This window comes from Pseudomonas sp. G5001 (assembly GCF_013385475.1).
In the GTDB taxonomy this organism is placed as follows: Bacteria; Pseudomonadota; Gammaproteobacteria; order Pseudomonadales; family Pseudomonadaceae; genus Aquipseudomonas.
In genome coordinates this window covers 325,777-344,278 of record NZ_JACAPZ010000009.1, presented here as the reverse complement: position 1 = coordinate 344,278, position 18,502 = coordinate 325,777, and the positions used below count along the sequence as shown (strand labels likewise).

Genomic DNA, 18,502 nt, shown 5'->3' with positions numbered 1-18,502 from the left:
TGATCATGCGCTTTTCGTCAACGGCGACGCGGGCGGCGGAGCCTTCGAGTTCGGCTAGGCCTTCGGCGACGTCGAGTTTGTCGAGGGCGGCCTTGGCCCGGATGATCGCGGCGGAGTCATTGGCGGTGACGGCGCGGGCTTCGATGGCGGCAGCAGCGCCGGCACCGTCGAGGCGGTCCATGTTGGCTTCGGTGGCGTGGCCGGCGTTGGCGCCTTTGGCAACTACTTCGCCGTCTTCTTCTTTGTCGAATTCGTCCCAGCTCAGCATGACGTGTCGTCTCCTGCGTGAGGGCTCTAAGGTGCCCGTGTGAAACCGGATGGTGGGGTGTTCACACGGCCCAAAGGCCGCGGTGGATCTTAAGGAATCGTTTGTTGCAGCTAGCGCACGCATTAAACGGAATCAGGGTTACGGGTGTTCTGCTTGAGGCTTGAGGGGCGGAGCAGTGCTTGCGAGCTCCAGCGGGGGCCTCAGGTCTGGCTCTTCGTCCCAGTGTAAAGGGATATTGCAGGCCCGATTTACCCGCGCATTATAGGGAAAAATTCGACTTTGTGTTGCGGCGGATGGTCTCGGTGAGCGGCCAAAATGGTGGTGTTTGCAGCCAAGGTCCGGGTTTACAAGGCTTTGCCTGGCTTGGATTTTTTTGACGGGCGGTAGGCGTTTGTTTCAGCGCGCCGAACTGGGGCAGATTCGGTCTGGAAGTTCTTGCGCCGTTTGGCGCAAGAACGGGTCGCGGGGGGTTACTGGGCTGCGGCTTTGATGCTGGCAAACATCTGCTTGCCAGCCTTGGCGGGGTCCGCGTCTTTATTGCTCATGAAGTTGCTGACCACATCAAACACCGCCCCTTGCACCGCCTGGGACGTGGACATGTTGAAGGCCATGCTCGGCTCCAGCGTGCCGGCGTTCTCGGCTTCGGCGAAGTCCTTGGCGGAAGCCTGGGCACAGCTGTCGAACTGGCTCATGTCCAGGCCCTTGATCACCGGGATGGAGCCTTTGTTCTGGTTGAACACGCTCTGGAATTGCGGCTCCAGGGCGATCTTGGCCAGGTCGTCGCGAGCCGCGTTGTTGCTCGGCGTATCATTTTTACTGGACGGTTTGAACATGGCCAGTGAGTCGATGGTGTAGCTATAAATGCCTTGTGAGCCGGGGAAGGGCACGCATTCATAATCGGCCCCGGCTTTTTTACCCGCCGCGGTCCACTCACTCTTGGCCCAGTCCCCCATGATTTGCATGCCGGCCTGGCCATTGATGACTTTGGCGGTTTCCATGTTCCAGTCCTGACCTGCGCCATTGGGGTCCATGTAGGTCTTCAACTTGCGCAGCGCGACAAAGACTTCGGTCATTTTGGGGCCGGTGAAGGTGGCTTCGTCGTTGTCGATAAAGGCTTTCTGGAAGCCATCGGCGCCCAGGATGCTGAGCACCAGGCCTTCAAATACGGTGGTGTCCTGCCAGGGTTGGCCGCCGTGGGCGATGGCGATATAGCCGGCGGCCTTGAGTTTGTCGCCGGCGGCGTAGAGTTCTTCCAGGGTGGCCGGGGCTTTGGACACGCCGGCTTTCTTGAGCACCTCGGGGTTGATCCATAACCAGTTGATGCGGTGGATGTTGAGCGGTACGGCGACGTAGTGGCCGTCGAATTTCATCAGTTGCGCAATGCTTTCGGGCAGCAGGCTGTCCCAGTGATTGGCCTTGGCGACGTCGTCGACGCTGGTCAGCAGGCCCAGCTTGCCCCACTCCTGAATGTCCGGAGCTTTGATCTGCGCGGCAGAGGGCGGGTTGCCGGAGACGGCGCGGCTCTTGAGGACGGTCATGGCAGCAGCGCCACCGCCGCCGGCCACGGCACTGTTTTGCCAGGTGAAGCCGTCTTTCTCGATCAGTTGTTGCAGCACCTGCACAGACTTGGCTTCCCCGCCCGAGGTCCAGTAGTGGACGACTTCAACAGTGCCTTTGCTGTCGGCTGCGTGAGCGGCGAACGTGCAAAGGCTGGCGAGGGAGATGGCAACGGCAAGGCGATGGGGGATTTTCATGTGGGATAACCCTTTTTGTTGTTTTGGGGAGCGGTGCTTATTCCAGCCCCAGCCCTTTGCGGCCGAGGGTGTTCAGTTGCGGCGTCATGAAGCGGTCTTTCCACTCTTTCTCGTAGTCCTCCCGGGCAAAGTCATCCGGCGAAACCCCTTGCTCGAACGCCCTGAGCACATCCTTGGCGTACCGCAGGTTTTTCGGGCACATGGGCGCGGCGGGCACGTACATCACGTTGCCCCAGCCCTGTTGGTTTTCGACGGGGGCGACGCTGTGGATCACGTCGCAGTGCCACCACACCGAATCGCCGGCCTGTACGTCCGGAATCGGGGTCATGCCCTGGACCAGCAGCGGGTGCCATTTCTCTGAAACTGGCAGCACCTTGCCCGGCGCGACGCCGCACAGCTCATCCTCGGGGACATCGTCCAGCAACGGGCGCAGCAGCATGTATGCCATGGCTTTGGGGATCGGCAAGGTATGCAGCACGCCCTGGTCGGCCTGCATGTCGCACAGTGCGGTCCAGCCCTGGAAGGTGCGGAAGGCCGAACATTTCACTGTGTCCTTGTAGGCGTATTCATCGACTTCGGTACGATGGGCGGCGTCCCAGGGGTCGTAGGACTTGAAGTCGTTGCGGTAGATCTTGTCGAACACCTTTAGGTAGGCGGGGTGCAGCCAGCGTTCCAGGGCGCCCGAGTCGGTGTGCGGGCCAAGCCCTTTGGAGGTGGTGCCGGGTGGGCGGCGGCGGACGCGGTCGGGGTACAACGCATTGATGTCTGGGTCGAACCATTGCCGGCCTTGGGAATTGATGGTCCACAGGCGATTCAGGAACGACTGTGCAGCGCCCATGCGTTCGTGTTGGCGCACTTGCATCTGGGCGTCGGACCAATAGATGGGGAATATCTCCGGGCGTGAGGCTTCGAGGTTGCCGAAGAAGTTGTCAGCCGGGCCGCGATACACCTCGTCGAAAAGGTTGTGGTCGAGGTAGTCCAGCAGGCTCTTGTCCCACGCCAGCACCTGTTCCCTGGGGAAGTGGTTGCGGATCACCAGGCAGCCCCTGCGCTTGATGATTGCCCGTTGTGCTTCGGTGACCTGGCCGTTGGCGATGGTTTCAAAGTCAAGCTCGGGCCAGGCGGACTGCTGTGCCTTGATCGAGGCGATTTCAGTACTGATGAACTCGCTGACCTCGGCGAACAGCGTAGGCACATCGCCGATCTGCGCGCGCAGGGCCTTTTTCATCGCGACGATGCTGCGCTTGTAGTCGTCCGGCAGCTCGGCGCATTCGAAGGCGTGGTAGTTGCTCATGGGGTGACCTGTCTTGTTGTTGTGTGCATACAGGTATGGAATCACCCCGGCCCGCCTGGGCGGCAGCCTGATTTGGCGCGTTGAGCAGTACGATTGTGGCGTTTGTTGTAAGGCGTATAGAAGAATCGGCTTATTGAAAGTGATGCCCGTGTTGAAGCCGAAACTGTGACGGCGTCATGCCCTTGTGCGCCTTGAACTGCCGATTGAACAACGCCTGGGAGGCATAGCCGACCTGTTCGGAAATCGCGCTGACCGCCAGTTTGCCCTGCATCAATAAGGCGCAGGCATGTCCGATGCGTAGCCGGACGATGTAGTCCAGCGCCGTGCAGCGTGTGTGTTTGCGGAACATGCGATGGAAGGCTGAAACGCTGACGCAGGCCATTTGCGCCAGCTCGGGAATGCCGACAGGTTGCGCATAGTGGCCGTGCAGGTAGTCCAGGACGCGGCGGATGCGCGCGTCTTCAACGATGTGAGGGGCGGCGTTTTCCGTCGCGATGCGCTGCGCGGCGATATCCCGGGACAATGTGTTGAGCACGGTGAGCAACGAGATCAGTCGCTGGGAAGCGTCTTGCTCGACCATGGCTTCGATCACCGGGCGCAGCGCCCGGGACGTAGCATCACTGAAACTCAACGCCTGTCGCGCAGCAGCCAATAGCGCGCGCGTCGACCCCATCTCCGGAAACAGTTGTACCAGCGACTCCGCCCAGGCCTCGGAAAACCAGATGACCAGGGCAATGTGCGGTTTGGCGGGGTCGATCAGCTCGGCTGAAGACCAGCTATGGGGAACGTTCGGGCCCACCAGCACCAGGTCGCCATCATCGTAGAGCGCCACATCATTGCTGATATAGCGGTGCCCGCGACTGTTGAGGGTCAGGGTCAGCTCATATTCGGGATGGTGGTGCCATTCAAACGGAATCGCCTCCGGTAGACGCCTGTTCAGCAGGGTCCAGGAGGTGTTCGCCTCGGTTGGGATTTTTTCGAAACTGGCTCGCATGAATGCATCCTGCCTTGCAGGTGGGGTGGCGGCGCCACAATCGTAGCATTCGATTCGAGGGGGGGCGCTCTTTGCCGCAAGAACGATTTCTTGCGGCGAATAAGATCAGGTTCAGTTCAAACTAACGAAGTTATTATCCGTTAGAGCAACCGTTACCCATGACCTGATATTGAAGAATATGACGCTGACCTTGTGAGTCTTCATATTCCATTTTTACCGGTACAACTTTGCATACATCCGGGACTTCACTCATGGACACTACTTTGGCGACGTCCAGATGGGTGCTGTAAGTGTAATCCTCAACAATCGGGGTGCTCTGGCTGGCTACGTCAGTCGGGGCTTCGTCGGCCAGGGCGGCGGTGGCGCACAAGCTGCTAAGGGCCATAACTAATAACGCTTTCATTTGACTATTTACCTTTTGGCGGTCGAAAGGGGTCACGGGGCCCTTGTGAGGCCACGTGTGTAACTTGATTGGGAAGTTCGGATTAACGTTGCCTTCGTGGGGGCTGTTACGTTGTTAATCACAGTGCCTTGATGGCGAGGTTGATTTTAGGCGTCCGAGTTATATTCATATACCCGTGCTTTTGATAAACACTATTGGTGGTTTTTGTAACAATCGCGAAATGAAGGTTTTTTCAGAAACCTGCAAAGCGCCACGGGCCGCGGGCCAGAGCGCTGCCAGGGGATAGGTGGGCAATTTGTAGGGGCTTGTTACTACCATCGTCGAATGGTTCTATAGGTCCGGCCCGGCTACAACAGGGCCATACAACAACAACTATGTCACCGAGGTAAGAAAGATGAGTGCGGCTTCTCTGTACCCCGTTCGCCCCGAAGTAGCAGCCAATACGCTGACCGATGAGGCGACCTACAAGGCCATGTACCAGCAGTCGGTGGTCAACCCCGACGGTTTCTGGCGCGAGCAAGCCAAGCGCCTTGACTGGATCAAGCCTTTCACCACGGTGAAGCAGACCTCCTTCGACGATCACCATGTCGACATCAAATGGTTTGCCGACGGCACCCTCAACGTTTCCTACAACTGCCTGGACCGCCACCTCGCCGAGCGTGGCGACCAGCCAGCAATCATCTGGGAGGGCGACGACCCTGCCGAAAGCCGCACCATCACCTACCGCGAGCTGCATGAAGAAGTCTGCAAGTTCGCCAACGCCCTGCGCGGCCAGGATGTGCACCGCGGCGACGTGGTGACTATCTATATGCCGATGATTCCCGAAGCCGCGGTCGCCATGCTGGCCTGTGCCCGGATCGGTGCGATTCACTCGGTGGTGTTTGGCGGGTTCTCGCCAGAGGCCCTGGCCGGTCGGATCATCGACTGCAAATCCAAGGTGGTGATCACCGCCGACGAAGGCATTCGTGCTGGCAAGAAAATTTCCCTGAAGGCCAACGTCGACGACGCCCTGACCAACCCGGAAACCAGCAGCATCCAGAAAGTCATCGTGTGCAAGCGCACCGGTGGCAACATCAAGTGGAACCAGCATCGCGACATCTGGTACGAAGACCTGATGAAAGTGGCGGGCACCGTGTGTGCGCCGAAAGAGATGGGCGCCGAAGAAGCGCTGTTCATCCTTTACACCTCTGGCTCCACCGGCAAGCCGAAGGGCGTGCAGCACACCACCGGCGGCTACCTGTTGTACGCAGCCCTGACCCACGAGCGCGTGTTTGACTACCGCCCGGGCGAAATCTACTGGTGCACCGCCGACGTCGGCTGGGTCACCGGCCACACCTATATCGTCTATGGCCCACTGGCCAACGGCGCGACCACGCTGATGTTCGAAGGCGTGCCGAACTATCCGGACATCACCCGGGTGGCGAAGATCGTCGACAAGCACAAAGTGAACATCCTCTACACCGCACCGACCGCGATCCGCGCCATGATGGCTTCCGGCACCGCCGCCTGCGAAGGCGCCGATGGCAGCAGCTTGCGCCTGCTGGGTTCGGTGGGTGAGCCGATTAACCCGGAAGCGTGGGACTGGTACTACAAGAACGTCGGCCAATCCCGTTGCCCGATCGTGGACACTTGGTGGCAGACCGAGACCGGCGGCAACATGATGAGCCCGCTGCCGGGCGCCCATGCGCTCAAGCCGGGTTCGGCGGCACGTCCGTTCTTTGGCGTGGTACCGGCGCTGGTGGACAACCTCGGCAACCTGATTGAAGGCGTGGCCGAGGGTAACCTGGTGATCCTGGATTCGTGGCCGGGCCAGGCACGTACGCTGTATGGCGACCATGACCGGTTTGTGGACACCTACTTCAAGACCTTCCGTGGCATGTACTTCACCGGTGACGGTGCGCGTCGTGACGAGGATGGCTACTATTGGATCACCGGGCGGGTGGATGACGTGCTGAACGTGTCCGGCCATCGCATGGGCACCGCCGAGATTGAAAGCGCCATGGTTGCCCACCCGAAAGTCGCGGAAGCGGCGGTGGTGGGGGTGCCTCATGACATCAAGGGCCAGGGCATCTATGTGTATGTCACGCTGAAAAACGGCGAAGAGCCGAATGAAGCGTTGCGCCTGGAGTTGAAAAACTGGGTGCGTAAAGAGATCGGGCCGATTGCTTCACCGGATGTGATCCAGTGGGCGCCGGGCTTGCCGAAGACCCGTTCGGGGAAAATCATGCGCCGGATCCTGCGCAAGATTGCCACCGCTGAATACGACGGGTTGGGGGATATCTCCACCCTGGCGGATCCGAGTGTGGTGGCGCATTTGATCGAGACGCACAAGACCATGAACGTCGCGTAAGGCGGGTTTGTGGGACGAAGCCCCATTCGGCGTAGGCCGGGTGGGGCTTTTTTGTGCGATCGGACAGGCGACCTATAACCCCTGTGGGAGCGGGCTTGCTCGCGAAGGCGGCGTGTCAGCCAGCACATCACCCACTGACACACCGCCTTCGCGAGCAAGCCCGCTCCCACATTTTGATTGCATTCCAAGATTGGTCATTCAGTGGCGCGACTTACACAAGGCCAATAAATATCGGATTGTGTTGTAGGAAGTTTCTGAATGTTACCGAACCTAGCAAATGTGTAACCCCACGCCCAAACATGAGGCAAAGTGCTACGCCGTTGCCCCGAAAACCCGCGTCTTAGACGCCCTGAAAAATTAGATCCAACGCTACACTTGCCGTGCTAGAAGGGTTTGCGAATAATAGGCCCGCAACTTGCAGCGTTAACAGGTTTAATATCTTTTGCCTCTGCATAAAATCAAGAGGCTGTCAATGTGCTGGAACCGCTTTCTCGGTGCTTCTGTAAATTGTTGTCGCATTGAGGAAATATCGGCTTCCGGCCTGTCGTTAGAATGCCGATCACTCGCTCGTCGTCGCCGATGCTGAACTGGCGCAGGACGCAGCACCGCTATTCGGTTTCACTCATTCGCATCGTGGGCCCTGGCTCATACTGCTGTTTTGCCCTATACCGATGGAGTCCCAAGATGAAGAAACTCGTGCTGTTGGGCGCCCTGGCGCTGTCCGTGCTGTCCATGCAGGCTTTCGCCGAAGGCAAGCCACTGAAGATTGGTATTGAAGCGGCTTACCCTCCGTTTGCCTCCAAGGCACCGGACGGCAGCATCGTCGGTTTTGACTACGACATCGGCAACGCCCTGTGTGAGCAGATGCAGGTCAAGTGCACCTGGGTCGAGCAGGAATTCGACGGCCTGATCCCGGCGCTGAAAGTGCGCAAGATCGACGCCATCCTGTCCTCGATGTCCATCACCGACGATCGCAAGAAGTCCGTGGACTTCACCAACCGCTACTACCTGACCCCAGCTCGCCTGGTATTGAAGGAAGGCACTGCCGTCAGCGACAGCCTGGATGAATTGAAAGGCAAGAAAATCGGCGTGCAGCGCGGTTCGATCCACGACCGTTTCGCCAAGGAAGTGCTGGCTCCCAAAGGCGCCACCATTGTTCCTTACAGCTCGCAGAACGAAATCTACCTGGACGTAGAAGCCGGTCGCCTTGATGGCACCGTGGCCGACGCCACCCTGTTGCAGGAAGGCTTCCTCGACACGCCAGCCGGTAAAGGCTACGCGTTCACCGGCCCGGCCTTCACCGACGCCAAGTACTTCGGCGACGGTATCGGCATCGCGGTACGTAAAGGCGACAAGGAAAACCTGGACCGCATCAACGCTGCAATCGCTGCGATCCGTGCCAACGGCAAGTACAAGGCAATCCAGGACAAGTACTTCAACTTCGACATTTACGGCCCAGAAGCCAAGTAAACCGTCGCAGCTGTCTGTCCAGAATGGCGCAAGCACCAGGATCTCTGAAGTTTGCGCCATTTTTTCATCCCCCTTTTCGAGGACCTGAATCATGTTGAAAGGCTACGGGGCTGTCATCCTCGATGGCGCTTGGTTGACGCTTCAGCTCGCCTTGTCGTCCATGGCCCTGGCCATTGTTCTGGGTCTGATCGGGGTCGCGTTGCGCCTCTCGCCGGTGCGCTGGTTGGCCTGGCTGGGCGACCTGTACTCCACGGTGATCCGCGGGATCCCCGACCTGGTGCTGATCCTGCTGATTTTCTACGGTGGTCAGGACCTGCTTAATCGTGTTGCGCCGTTGCTCGGCTACAACGACTACATTGACTTGAACCCCTTGGCCGCCGGTATCGGCACCCTGGGTTTCATCTTTGGCGCCTACCTTTCGGAAACCTTCCGTGGCGCCTTCATGGCCATTCCCAAGGGCCAGGCCGAAGCCGGCCTGGCGTATGGCATGAGCCCGTTCCAGGTGTTTTTCCGGGTGATGGTGCCGCAGATGATTCGGCTGGCGATCCCCGGGTTTACCAACAACTGGCTGGTACTGACCAAGGCCACCGCATTGATTTCGGTGGTGGGCCTGCAAGACATGATGTTCAAGGCCAAGCAGGCGGCAGACGCCACCCGCGAACCTTTTACCTTCTTCCTCGCAGTGGCGGCGATGTACCTGGTGATCACCAGCGTGTCGTTGCTGGCCCTGCGTCATCTTGAGAAGCGCTACTCGGTAGGCGTAAAGGCGGCTGATCTATGATCTTCGACTACAACGTCATCTGGGAGGCCATGCCGCTGTACCTCGGCGGCTTGCTGATCACCCTGAAACTGCTGGCCATTTCGCTGTTCTTCGGTTTGCTCGCGGCCTTGCCCCTGGGCCTGATGCGCGTGTCCAAGCAGCCGATCGTCAACGGTGTTGCCTGGCTCTACACCTATGTGATTCGCGGCACGCCGATGCTGGTGCAGCTGTTCTTGATCTACTACGGCCTGGCCCAGTTCGAAGCGGTGCGCGAAAGCTTCATGTGGCCACTGCTGTCCAGCGCGACCTTCTGCGCCTGCCTGGCGTTTGCCGTGAACACCAGCGCCTATACCGCCGAGATCATCGCCGGCAGCCTCAAGGCCACGCCCCACGGCGAGATCGAGGCAGCCAAGGCCATGGGCATGTCGCGCTACAAGCTGTACCGCCGGATCCTGCTGCCATCGGCCCTGCGCCGGGCGCTGCCGCAATACAGCAACGAAGTGATCATGATGCTCCAGACCACGAGCCTGGCCTCCATCGTCACCCTGATCGACATCACCGGTGCCGCGCGCACGGTGAACGCCCAGTACTACTTGCCGTTCGAAGCCTATATCACGGCGGGTGCGTTCTACCTGTGCCTGACCTTTATCCTGGTGCGCCTGTTCAAGTTGGCCGAAGGCCGCTGGCTGAGCTACCTGGCTCCACGGAAGCATTGATATGGAACGTATCGATCACCTGTTGCCCTGGGGTCACCTGGGCTGCGAACGCCAGCTGACGGTGTTTCGTTTCGGTAGCGGCGAGCGCAAGGCTTATATCCAGGCCAGCCTGCACGCGGATGAATTGCCCGGCATGCGCGCCGCCTGGGAGCTGAAAAAGCGCCTGACGGAACTGGAACATCAAGGCGCCCTCAACGGCGTGATCGAGCTGGTTCCCGTCGCCAATCCGATGGGCCTGGGGCAACTGCTGCAAGGCAGTCACCAGGGCCGTTTCGAGATCGGCAGCGGCAAGAATTTCAACCGCGACTTCGTTGAGTTGAGCGAGCCGGTTACCGAGTTGCTCAAAGGCAAGCTGGGGGATGATCCTCACGCCAATGTGCGCTTGATCCGCCAGGCCATGAGCGATGCGCTCAATGCGTTGCCGGCGCCGAGCAGCCAGTTGCAAGGCATGCAGCGGGTGTTGCTGAGCCATGCCTGCACCGCCGACGTGGTCCTCGACCTGCATTGCGACGCCGAAGCCGCGTTGCACATGTACGCGCTGCCGCAACACTGGCCGCAGTGGCGTTCGCTGTCGGCGCACCTGAATGTGAAGGTCGGCCTGCTGGCGGAAGATTCCGGCGGCAGTTCGTTTGACGAAGCCTGCTCGCTGCCGTGGCTGCGGCTGTCCCGGGCGTTCCCCGAGGCGCAGATTCCCCTAGCGTGCCTGGCGACGACTCTGGAGCTGGGTGGCCAGGCCGATACTGGCCGTGACGAAGCGATTTTCCACGCTGAAGGCATCCTGGCGTTCCTCGCCGAGCAAGGCCTGATCCGTGGTGAATGGCCCGCGCCGCAGCACGAGCCCTGCGAAGGCCTGCCCTTCGAAGGCACCGAGTTGTTGTTCGCGCCCCACGCCGGCGTGATCAGCTACCTGCGTAAAGCCGGTGACGTAGTCGAAGCCGGCGACCCGATATTTGAAGTGATCGATCCCTTGTCCGACCGCGTGAGCATTGTTTGCGCGGGCACGCCTGGGGTGCTGTTTGCCGTTGAACGGCTACGTTATGCCCAAGCGGGTTTCTGGCTGGCCAAGGTGGCGGGGCGCGAAGCGCTGCGGCACGGGCGCTTGCTCAACGACTGACCAACTGTTTTTGTGAGAACCGACCGCATGTACAAACTTGAAGTCCAAGACCTGCATAAACGCTATGGCAGTCATGAAGTGCTCAAAGGTGTTTCCCTGGCCGCCGCGGCCGGTGATGTGATCAGCATCATCGGGTCCAGTGGCTCGGGCAAAAGTACCTTTTTGCGCTGCATCAACCTGCTGGAGCAACCTCACGCCGGCAAGATTCTGCTCAATAACGAAGAGCTGAAACTGGTGGCCAACAAAGACGGCGCCATGAAGGCTGCAGACCCGAAACAGCTGCAACGTATGCGTTCGCGACTGTCGATGGTGTTCCAGCATTTCAACCTGTGGTCCCATATGACCGCGCTGGAAAACGTCATGGAAGCACCGGTGCACGTTCTGGGCATGTCGAAAAAAGACGCCCGGGAAAAGGCCGAGCACTACCTGGCTAAAGTCGGTGTGGGCCATCGTAAGGATGCGTTCCCTGGCCACATGTCCGGCGGTGAACAGCAACGCGTGGCGATTGCCCGTGCGCTGGCGATGGAGCCTGAGGTGATGCTGTTCGACGAACCCACTTCGGCCCTCGACCCGGAGCTGGTGGGCGAAGTGCTCAAGGTGATGCAGGACCTGGCCCAGGAAGGCCGGACCATGGTGGTGGTGACCCACGAAATGGGCTTTGCCCGTGAAGTCTCCAACCAGTTGGTATTCCTGCACAAAGGCATCGTTGAAGAACGTGGCAACCCGCGCGAAGTGCTGGTCAACCCACAGTCCGAGCGTTTGCAGCAGTTTCTTTCCGGCAGCTTGAAGTAAACAGAACTGCTTTTATGCACTGAATTAGTGCAAGCTTCACAATCCTGAGGTTGCCCAATCCCCTGTGGGAGCGGGCTTGCTCGCGAAAGCGGTGTATCAGTTGATACATCCGGTGACTGATCCACCGCATTCGCGAGCAAGCCCGCTCCCACATTTGGATCTTCACCCGCTTTAGAGATTTGTGTTGGTTTACGGGCTAGCATTGGCCTTTGTCTTCATTACTGTTACTCGCTTCGGATAGCACTCCATGACTGCCCATCGAATTGGTTTCCTGATTTGGCCCAGCACTAAAGCACTGACGCTTGCGCTGGCTGAGGAGGCCTTGCGCGTTGCTCAGCGGGTGCATCCGGACGTGGTGTACGAACTCTCGTTTTTGCAGGCCGAACCGCCAATCGACGGGGCCTGGCAACTGCCGGGTGAACCCTGGGCCGGCAAGCTGGAAGGCTTTCAAAAGCTGTTCCTGCTGGCGGATGAACCACCGACCGTCATCGCCTCCCAGCTCAGCACCGCCCTCAAGCAACTGGTGCGTGCCGGGTGTGTGATCGGCGGCCTGTCGGCCGGTGTGTATCCGTTGGCCCAGCTCGGTCTGCTCGACGGTTACCGCGCCGCTGTGCACTGGCGCTGGCAGGACGATTTCGCCGAGCGTTTCCCCAAGGTGATCGCCACCAGCCATCTGTTCGACTGGGACCGTGACCGCCTGACCGCCTGCGGTGGCATGTCGGTACTCGACCTGCTGCTGGCGGTGCTGGCCCGTGACCACGGTGCCGAATTGGCCGGTGCCGTCTCGGAAGAACTGGTGGTAGAGCGCATCCGCGAAGGCGGCGAGCGCCAGCGCATCCCGCTGCAGAACCGCCTGGGTTCCAGCCATCCAAAGCTGACCCAGGCCGTGTTGCTGATGGAAGCCAACATCGAAGAACCGCTGACCACCGACGAAATCGCCCAGCACGTGTGCGTATCCCGACGACAGCTCGAGCGGATCTTCAAGCAATACCTCAATCGCGTCCCCAGCCAGTACTACCTGGAACTGCGCCTGAACAAGGCCCGCCAGATGCTCATGCAAACCAGCAAGTCGATCATCCAGATCGGCCTGTCCTGCGGCTTCTCCTCGGGGCCGCACTTCTCCAGCGCCTACCGCAACTTCTTCGGCGCCACCCCTCGTGAAGACCGCAACCAGCGCCGCAGCAGCAGCCCGTTCGAATTGTCGTCGGTGCCGTCCGAGCGGGGCTAGGCATCAGTGCTCGGCCGGCATCTCCAGGCATGACGCTGTTCCTGTGCGCGGATGAGATCAACAGCAGACCAAAACGGCCATCGGCGACGGCATTGGATAGTTGTGCCTCACCGACCGCCCAAAACCGGCCCGGGCGGTTTAAACTGCGCCATTGCGATGCTATTTGTCGCATTGGCGTAAACCCGCGAAAATCGCGGGTTGGCGCTATAAGAAGTTGTCGCTTGGCGGCAAGGCCGCGCTGAAAACTGTCCTTACAATCCCTGCATCGCCCGCCAGTTTCAGGCAGGCGTTCCTCTTCAGGAGACTCCGATGTCCGTTGAGCAAGCCCCGGTGCAACGTGCCGATTTCGACCAGGTCATGGTTCCCAACTACGCACCTGCCGCTTTCATCCCCGTGCGTGGCGCAGGTTCGCGCGTATGGGACCAGGCGGGCCGAGAGCTGATCGACTTTGCCGGCGGCATCGCGGTCAACGTATTGGGCCACGCCCACCCGGCGCTGGTCGGTGCACTGACCGAACAGGCCAACAAGCTGTGGCACGTGTCCAACGTCTTCACCAATGAGCCGGCCCTGCGCCTGGCCCATAAGCTGATCGACGCCACGTTTGCCGAGCGTGTGTTCTTCTGCAACTCCGGCGCCGAAGCCAACGAGGCCGCCTTCAAGTTGGCCCGTCGTGTCGCGTTCGACCGCTTCGGCACCGAGAAATACGAAATCATCGCCGCGCTGAACAGCTTCCACGGCCGTACCCTGTTCACCGTGAACGTGGGTGGCCAGTCGAAGTACTCCGACGGCTTCGGTCCGAAGATCGTCGGCATCACCCACGTGCCTTACAACGATCTGGATGCGCTGAAAGCCGCCGTCTCGGACAAGACCTGCGCCGTGGTGCTGGAGCCGATCCAGGGCGAAGGCGGCGTGCTGCCGGCAGAACTGTCGTACCTGCAAGGTGCCCGCGACCTGTGCGACGCGAACAACGCGCTGCTGGTGTTCGACGAAGTGCAAACCGGCATGGGCCGCAGCGGCGAGTTGTTCGCCTATCAGCATTACGGCGTCGTGCCGGACATCCTCACCAGCGCCAAGAGCCTGGGCGGCGGTTTCCCGATCGCGGCCATGCTGACTCGCGAAGACCTGGCCAAGCACCTGGTGGTCGGCACCCACGGCACCACCTACGGCGGCAACCCGCTGGCGTGCGCGGTGGCGGAAGCGGTGATCGACGTGATCAACACGCCAGAAGTGCTGGCCGGCGTTAACGCCAAGCACGACTTGTTCGTTTCCCGTCTGGAGAAGATTGGCCAGCAATACGGCATCTTCACCGAAGTGCGTGGCCTGGGCCTGTTGCTCGGTTGCGTGCTGAGCGATGCCTGGAAAGGCAAGGCCAAGGACATCTTCAACGCCGCCGAGCGCGAAGGCTTGATGATCCTGCAAGCCGGCCCGGATGTGGTGCGCTTCGCCCCGAGCCTGGTGGTGGAAGATGCCGATATCCAGGAAGGTCTGGACCGCTTCGAACGTGCGGTGAAAAAGCTGACGCAAGCCTGATGGACCGTTGGGTGCCCGGCGAGTCGGGCGCCCAACACAAATTTTGTATGCCGGACTCTTTAGTTGAAGCTGTGAAGATCAAATGTGGGAGCGGGCTTGCTCGCGAATGCAGTGGCTCAGTCACCTGAAATGTTGAATGACACACCGCTTTCGCGAGCAAGCCCGCTCCCACACTTGACCTCACTGATTTCAAGATCGTGTCCGGCATTTTTTCCTGTGAGTTTTTCGAGTTAAGGAGTGACACCATGCTGGTGATGCGCCCCGCGCAAATGGCTGATCTGGGCGAGGTACAGCGTCTGGCTGCGGACAGCCCGATTGGTGTCACCTCCTTGCCGGATGATGTCGAACGCCTGAGCGACAAGATCGCTGCGAGCGAAGCGTCCTTCGCCGCCGAGGTCAGCTTCAACGGTGAAGAAAGCTATTTCTTCGTCCTGGAAGACACCGACGCCGGCAAGCTGGTGGGCTGTTCGGCCATCGTTGCCTCGGCCGGCTACTCGGAACCGTTCTACAGCTTCCGTAACGAAACCTTCGTGCACGCTTCCCGCGAGCTGAAGATCCACAACAAGATCCACGTGCTCTCGCAGTGCCATGACCTCACCGGCAACAGCCTGCTGACCAGCTTCTACGTGGTGCCGGAGCTGGTGGGTTCGCCGTGGTCGGAGCTCAACTCCCGTGGCCGCCTGCTGTTCGTGGCCGGCCACCCGGAGCGCTTCGCCGATTCGGTGGTCACCGAGATTGTGGGCTACAGCGACGAGAACGGTGATTCGCCGTTCTGGGACGCCATCGGCCGCAACTTCTTCGACCTCAACTACGCCGCTGCCGAGCGCCTGTGCGGGTTGAAGAGCCGGACCTTCCTCGCCGAGCTGATGCCGCACTATCCGATCTACGTGCCGCTGTTGCCCGACGAAGCCCAGGAAGCCATGGGCCAGGTGCACCCGCGGGCGCAGATCACCTTCGACATCCTGATGCGCGAAGGCTTCGAGACCGACCATTACATCGACATCTTCGACGGCGGCCCAACCCTGCATGCGCGCGTCTCGGGCATTCGCTCGATCGCCCAGAGCCGTGTGGTGCCGGTGAAGATCGGTGAGATGGTCAAGGGTGTCGGCCGCCAGTACCTGGTGAGCAACGGCCAGTTGCAGGATTACCGCGCGGTGATGCTGGAGCTGGACTACGCGCCGGGCAAGCCAGTGACCCTGGACCTGGAAACCGCCGAAGCCCTGGGCGTCGGCGAAGGTGCCAGCGTTCGACTGGTAGCGGTTTAAGAATGAGTTTCGCGGGTGGCTTGCAAGGCGGCCCGTTTGAGGAGATAGCATGATCGTTCGTCCCGTACGCAGCAGCGATTTACCGGCCCTGATTGATCTGGCGCGCAGCACCGGCACCGGCCTCACCACCTTGCCGGCCAACGAAGAGCGCCTGACCCATCGGGTCGGCTGGGCTGAAAAGACCTTTCGCGGCGAAGCCGGGCGCGGTGATGCGGACTACCTGTTCGTGCTGGAAAACGACGAAGGTCGCGTGGTGGGGATTTCCGCCATCGCCGGTGCAGTCGGCCTGCGCGAGCCCTGGTACAACTTCCGGGTCGGCCTGACGGTCAGCGCCTCCCAGGAGCTGAACATCTACCGTGAAATCCCGACGCTGTTTCTGGCCAACGACCTGACCGGCAACTCCGAGCTGTGCTCGTTGTTCCTGCACGCCGATTACCGCAACGGCCTTAACGGCCGCATGCTGGCCAAGGCGCGCATGCTGTTTATCGCGGAATTCCCGCAGCTGTTTGGCAACAAGATCATCGCCGAGATGCGCGGCATGTCCGACGAAGCCGGGCGCTCGCCGTTCTGGGAAAGCCTGGGCCGGCACTTCTTCAAGATGGAATTCAGCCAGGCCGACTACCTCACCGGCGTGGGCAACAAGGCGTTTATCGCCGAGCTGATGCCGAAGTTTCCGCTGTACACCTGCTTCCTGTCTGAAGACGCGCGCAACGTGATCGGCAAGGTCCACACCGACACCGAGCCGGCCCTGAGCATGCTCAAGAGCGAAGGTTTCAGCTACCAGGGCTACGTCGACATCTTCGACGCGGGCCCGGCGGTGGAGTGTGAAACCACCAAGATCCGCGCCGTGCGCGACAGCGAAGCGCTGGTGCTGGCGATTGGTACGCCGGGCGACGACGCCACGCCGTTCCTGATCCATAACCGCAAACGTGAAGATTGCCGTATCACCGCCGCGCCGGCGCGGTTGGCTGCGGGCACCCTGGTGGTCGATCAACAGACCGCCAAGCGCCTGCAACTGATCGCCGGTGATCAAGTGCGTGCCGTACCGTTGTCCGCTGCCCGGGAGTCGAAATAATGAATTCGCTATACATCGCAGGTGAATGGCTGGCTGGCCAGGGTGAAGTGTTTGAGTCGCTGAACCCGGTGACCCAGCAGGTGGTGTGGTCGGGTAATGGCGCCACCGCCGAGCAGGTCGAGTCCGCCGTCCAGGCCGCACGCCAGGCGTTTCCGGCCTGGGCCAAGCGTTCGTTGGAAGAGCGCCTGAGCGTGCTGGAAGCCTTCGCCGCCAACCTGAAGAGTCGTGCTGACGAACTCGCCCGCTGCATCGGTGAGGAAACCGGCAAGCCTTTGTGGGAATCGGCGACTGAAGTCACCAGCATGGTCAACAAGGTCGCGATCTCGGTGCAAAGCTACCGCGAACGTACCGGCGAAAAGAGCGGCCCGTTGGGCGACGCCACTGCCGTATTGCGCCACAAGCCCCACGGTGTGGTGGCGGTGTTTGGCCCTTACAACTTCCCCGGTCATCTGCCTAACGGCCACATCGTACCGGCCTTGCTGGCGGGTAACACCGTACTGTTCAAACCGAGCGAACTGACCCCGAAAGTCGCCGAGTTGACCGTGCAATGCTGGATCGACGCCGGCCTGCCGGCGGGCGTGTTGAACCTGCTGCAAGGCGCACGGGAAACCGGGATCGCCCTGGCGGCGAATCCGGGCATCGACGGTCTGTTCTTCACCGGCTCCAGCCGCACCGGCAACCATCTGCACCAGCAATTCGCCGGGCGCCCGGACAAGATCCTCGCGCTGGAAATGGGCGGCAACAACCCGCTGGTGGTGGACGAAGTGGCCGATGTGGATGCGGCCGTGTACACCATTATCCAGTCGGCGTTTATCTCCGCTGGCCAGCGTTGCACCTGTGCCCGTCGCCTGCTGGTGCCGGAAGGCGCCTGGGGCGATGCGTTGCTCGCACGCCTGGTGGCGGTGAGCTCGACCATCGAAGTCGGCGCATTTGACCAAACGCCGGCGCCGTTCATGGGCTCGGTGATTTCCCTCGGTGCTGCCAAGGCGTTGATGGATGCCCAGGAATTGCTGTTGGCCAATGGCGCCGTGGCGCTGTTGGAAATGACTCAACCCCAGGCCCAGGCTGCGTTGCTGACGCCGGGGATTATCGATGTGACCGAGGTTACGGAACGCGCTGACGAAGAGCTGTTCGGCCCACTGCTGCAAGTGATCCGCTACGCTGATTTCGAGGCGGCGATTGCCGAGGCCAACAACACTCAATACGGCTTGGCGGCCGGGTTGCTGTCGGATTCCGAGGCGCGTTACCAGCAGTTCTGGCTGGAAAGCCGCGCCGGGATCGTCAACTGGAACAAACAGCTGACGGGTGCTGCGAGCAGCGCGCCATTTGGCGGGGTAGGGGCTTCGGGCAATCATCGCGCCAGCGCCTATTACGCGGCGGACTATTGCGCGTACCCGGTGGCCTCCCTTGAGACCCCGAGCCTGGTGCTACCGGCGACGTTAACCCCGGGTGTGACGCTGATCTAAATGTGGGAGCGGGCTTGCTCGCG

The 18,502-nt window shown here is 60.6% G+C and carries 15 protein-coding genes and 1 pseudogene; 11 read left to right on the top strand and 5 right to left on the bottom strand.

Annotation, left to right across the window (positions count from 1 at the left end; genetic code table 11):
• The 5 genes and pseudogenes from HX805_RS09880 to HX805_RS09860 all read right to left on the bottom strand — a co-directional run.
• Window positions 1-268, bottom strand: a pseudogene (locus tag HX805_RS09880) (ribonucleotide-diphosphate reductase subunit beta); the annotation flags it as partial.
• A 470-nt stretch (window positions 269-738) separates the two neighbouring features.
• Window positions 739-2,022 (bottom strand): ABC transporter substrate-binding protein, encoded by a 1,284-nt coding sequence (locus HX805_RS09875; RefSeq protein WP_134327172.1) that lies wholly within the window; start codon window positions 2,020-2,022, stop codon window positions 739-741.
• A 37-nt stretch (window positions 2,023-2,059) separates the two neighbouring features.
• On the bottom strand, window positions 2,060-3,316 hold the full coding sequence (locus tag HX805_RS09870) for a DUF1479 domain-containing protein (protein WP_177116828.1): 1,257 nt from the start codon (window positions 3,314-3,316) through the stop codon (window positions 2,060-2,062).
• Window positions 3,317-3,446: 130 nt separating this feature from the next.
• A complete protein-coding gene (locus HX805_RS09865; RefSeq protein ID WP_177116827.1) occupies window positions 3,447-4,310 on the bottom strand; it encodes an AraC family transcriptional regulator in 864 nt (287 codons plus the stop codon).
• A gap of 133 nt (window positions 4,311-4,443) precedes the next feature.
• Complete coding sequence (locus HX805_RS09860; RefSeq protein ID WP_008435250.1) at window positions 4,444-4,713, bottom strand: DUF2790 domain-containing protein; 270 nt, start codon at window positions 4,711-4,713, stop codon at window positions 4,444-4,446.
• A gap of 394 nt (window positions 4,714-5,107) precedes the next feature.
• Between HX805_RS09860 and acs the strand changes: the two genes are divergently transcribed.
• The 11 genes from acs to astD all read left to right on the top strand — a co-directional run bounded on the left by acs (window position 5,108) and on the right by astD (window position 18,479).
• Complete coding sequence (gene acs, locus HX805_RS09855) at window positions 5,108-7,063, top strand: acetate--CoA ligase (protein WP_003214346.1); 1,956 nt, start codon at window positions 5,108-5,110, stop codon at window positions 7,061-7,063.
• A gap of 684 nt (window positions 7,064-7,747) precedes the next feature.
• A complete protein-coding gene (locus tag HX805_RS09850) occupies window positions 7,748-8,533 on the top strand; it encodes an ABC transporter substrate-binding protein (RefSeq protein ID WP_003214343.1) in 786 nt (261 codons plus the stop codon).
• Window positions 8,534-8,624: 91 nt separating this feature from the next.
• Window positions 8,625-9,314, top strand: a complete 690-nt coding sequence (locus HX805_RS09845; protein WP_003214341.1) for an ABC transporter permease — start codon at window positions 8,625-8,627, stop codon at window positions 9,312-9,314.
• Window positions 9,311-10,009: an ABC transporter permease gene (locus HX805_RS09840; RefSeq protein WP_177116826.1), complete on the top strand. Its 699-nt coding sequence runs from the start codon at window positions 9,311-9,313 to the stop codon at window positions 10,007-10,009. Before HX805_RS09845 ends, HX805_RS09840 begins: the two co-directional genes overlap by 4 nt.
• Window position 10,010: 1 nt before the next feature.
• On the top strand, window positions 10,011-11,123 hold the full coding sequence (locus HX805_RS09835; RefSeq protein ID WP_177081061.1) for a succinylglutamate desuccinylase/aspartoacylase family protein: 1,113 nt from the start codon (window positions 10,011-10,013) through the stop codon (window positions 11,121-11,123).
• A 27-nt stretch (window positions 11,124-11,150) separates the two neighbouring features.
• Window positions 11,151-11,915 (top strand): ABC transporter ATP-binding protein, encoded by a 765-nt coding sequence (locus tag HX805_RS09830; RefSeq protein ID WP_003214336.1) that lies wholly within the window; start codon window positions 11,151-11,153, stop codon window positions 11,913-11,915.
• Between the two features lie 247 nt (window positions 11,916-12,162).
• A complete protein-coding gene (locus tag HX805_RS09825; protein ID WP_003214334.1) occupies window positions 12,163-13,143 on the top strand; it encodes a GlxA family transcriptional regulator in 981 nt (326 codons plus the stop codon).
• A gap of 309 nt (window positions 13,144-13,452) precedes the next feature.
• Window positions 13,453-14,673, top strand: a complete 1,221-nt coding sequence (locus HX805_RS09820) for an aspartate aminotransferase family protein (protein ID WP_177081060.1) — start codon at window positions 13,453-13,455, stop codon at window positions 14,671-14,673.
• 245 nt (window positions 14,674-14,918) lie between these two features.
• Window positions 14,919-15,938, top strand: coding sequence for an arginine/ornithine succinyltransferase subunit alpha (aruF, locus tag HX805_RS09815; RefSeq protein WP_003214328.1), 1,020 nt, complete (start codon window positions 14,919-14,921; stop codon window positions 15,936-15,938).
• A 49-nt stretch (window positions 15,939-15,987) separates the two neighbouring features.
• On the top strand, window positions 15,988-17,013 hold the full coding sequence (astA, locus tag HX805_RS09810; RefSeq protein WP_003214325.1) for an arginine N-succinyltransferase: 1,026 nt from the start codon (window positions 15,988-15,990) through the stop codon (window positions 17,011-17,013).
• Window positions 17,010-18,479 (top strand): succinylglutamate-semialdehyde dehydrogenase, encoded by a 1,470-nt coding sequence (gene astD, locus HX805_RS09805; RefSeq protein ID WP_168197533.1) that lies wholly within the window; start codon window positions 17,010-17,012, stop codon window positions 18,477-18,479. Before astA ends, astD begins: the two co-directional genes overlap by 4 nt.
• Window positions 18,480-18,502 lie beyond the last annotated feature (23 nt).

Coding starts and splice junctions, on each gene's coding strand:
- HX805_RS09875 (WP_134327172.1), bottom strand. CDS start 2,022: ATGAAAATCCCCCATCGCCTTGCCGTTGCCATCTCCCTCGCCAGCCTT.
- HX805_RS09870 (WP_177116828.1), bottom strand. CDS start 3,316: ATGAGCAACTACCACGCCTTCGAATGCGCCGAGCTGCCGGACGACTAC.
- HX805_RS09865 (WP_177116827.1), bottom strand. CDS start 4,310: ATGCGAGCCAGTTTCGAAAAAATCCCAACCGAGGCGAACACCTCCTGG.
- HX805_RS09860 (WP_008435250.1), bottom strand. CDS start 4,713: ATGAAAGCGTTATTAGTTATGGCCCTTAGCAGCTTGTGCGCCACCGCC.
- acs (WP_003214346.1), top strand. CDS start 5,108: ATGAGTGCGGCTTCTCTGTACCCCGTTCGCCCCGAAGTAGCAGCCAAT.
- HX805_RS09850 (WP_003214343.1), top strand. CDS start 7,748: ATGAAGAAACTCGTGCTGTTGGGCGCCCTGGCGCTGTCCGTGCTGTCC.
- HX805_RS09845 (WP_003214341.1), top strand. CDS start 8,625: ATGTTGAAAGGCTACGGGGCTGTCATCCTCGATGGCGCTTGGTTGACG.
- HX805_RS09840 (WP_177116826.1), top strand. CDS start 9,311: ATGATCTTCGACTACAACGTCATCTGGGAGGCCATGCCGCTGTACCTC.
- HX805_RS09835 (WP_177081061.1), top strand. CDS start 10,011: ATGGAACGTATCGATCACCTGTTGCCCTGGGGTCACCTGGGCTGCGAA.
- HX805_RS09830 (WP_003214336.1), top strand. CDS start 11,151: ATGTACAAACTTGAAGTCCAAGACCTGCATAAACGCTATGGCAGTCAT.
- HX805_RS09825 (WP_003214334.1), top strand. CDS start 12,163: ATGACTGCCCATCGAATTGGTTTCCTGATTTGGCCCAGCACTAAAGCA.
- HX805_RS09820 (WP_177081060.1), top strand. CDS start 13,453: ATGTCCGTTGAGCAAGCCCCGGTGCAACGTGCCGATTTCGACCAGGTC.
- aruF (WP_003214328.1), top strand. CDS start 14,919: ATGCTGGTGATGCGCCCCGCGCAAATGGCTGATCTGGGCGAGGTACAG.
- astA (WP_003214325.1), top strand. CDS start 15,988: ATGATCGTTCGTCCCGTACGCAGCAGCGATTTACCGGCCCTGATTGAT.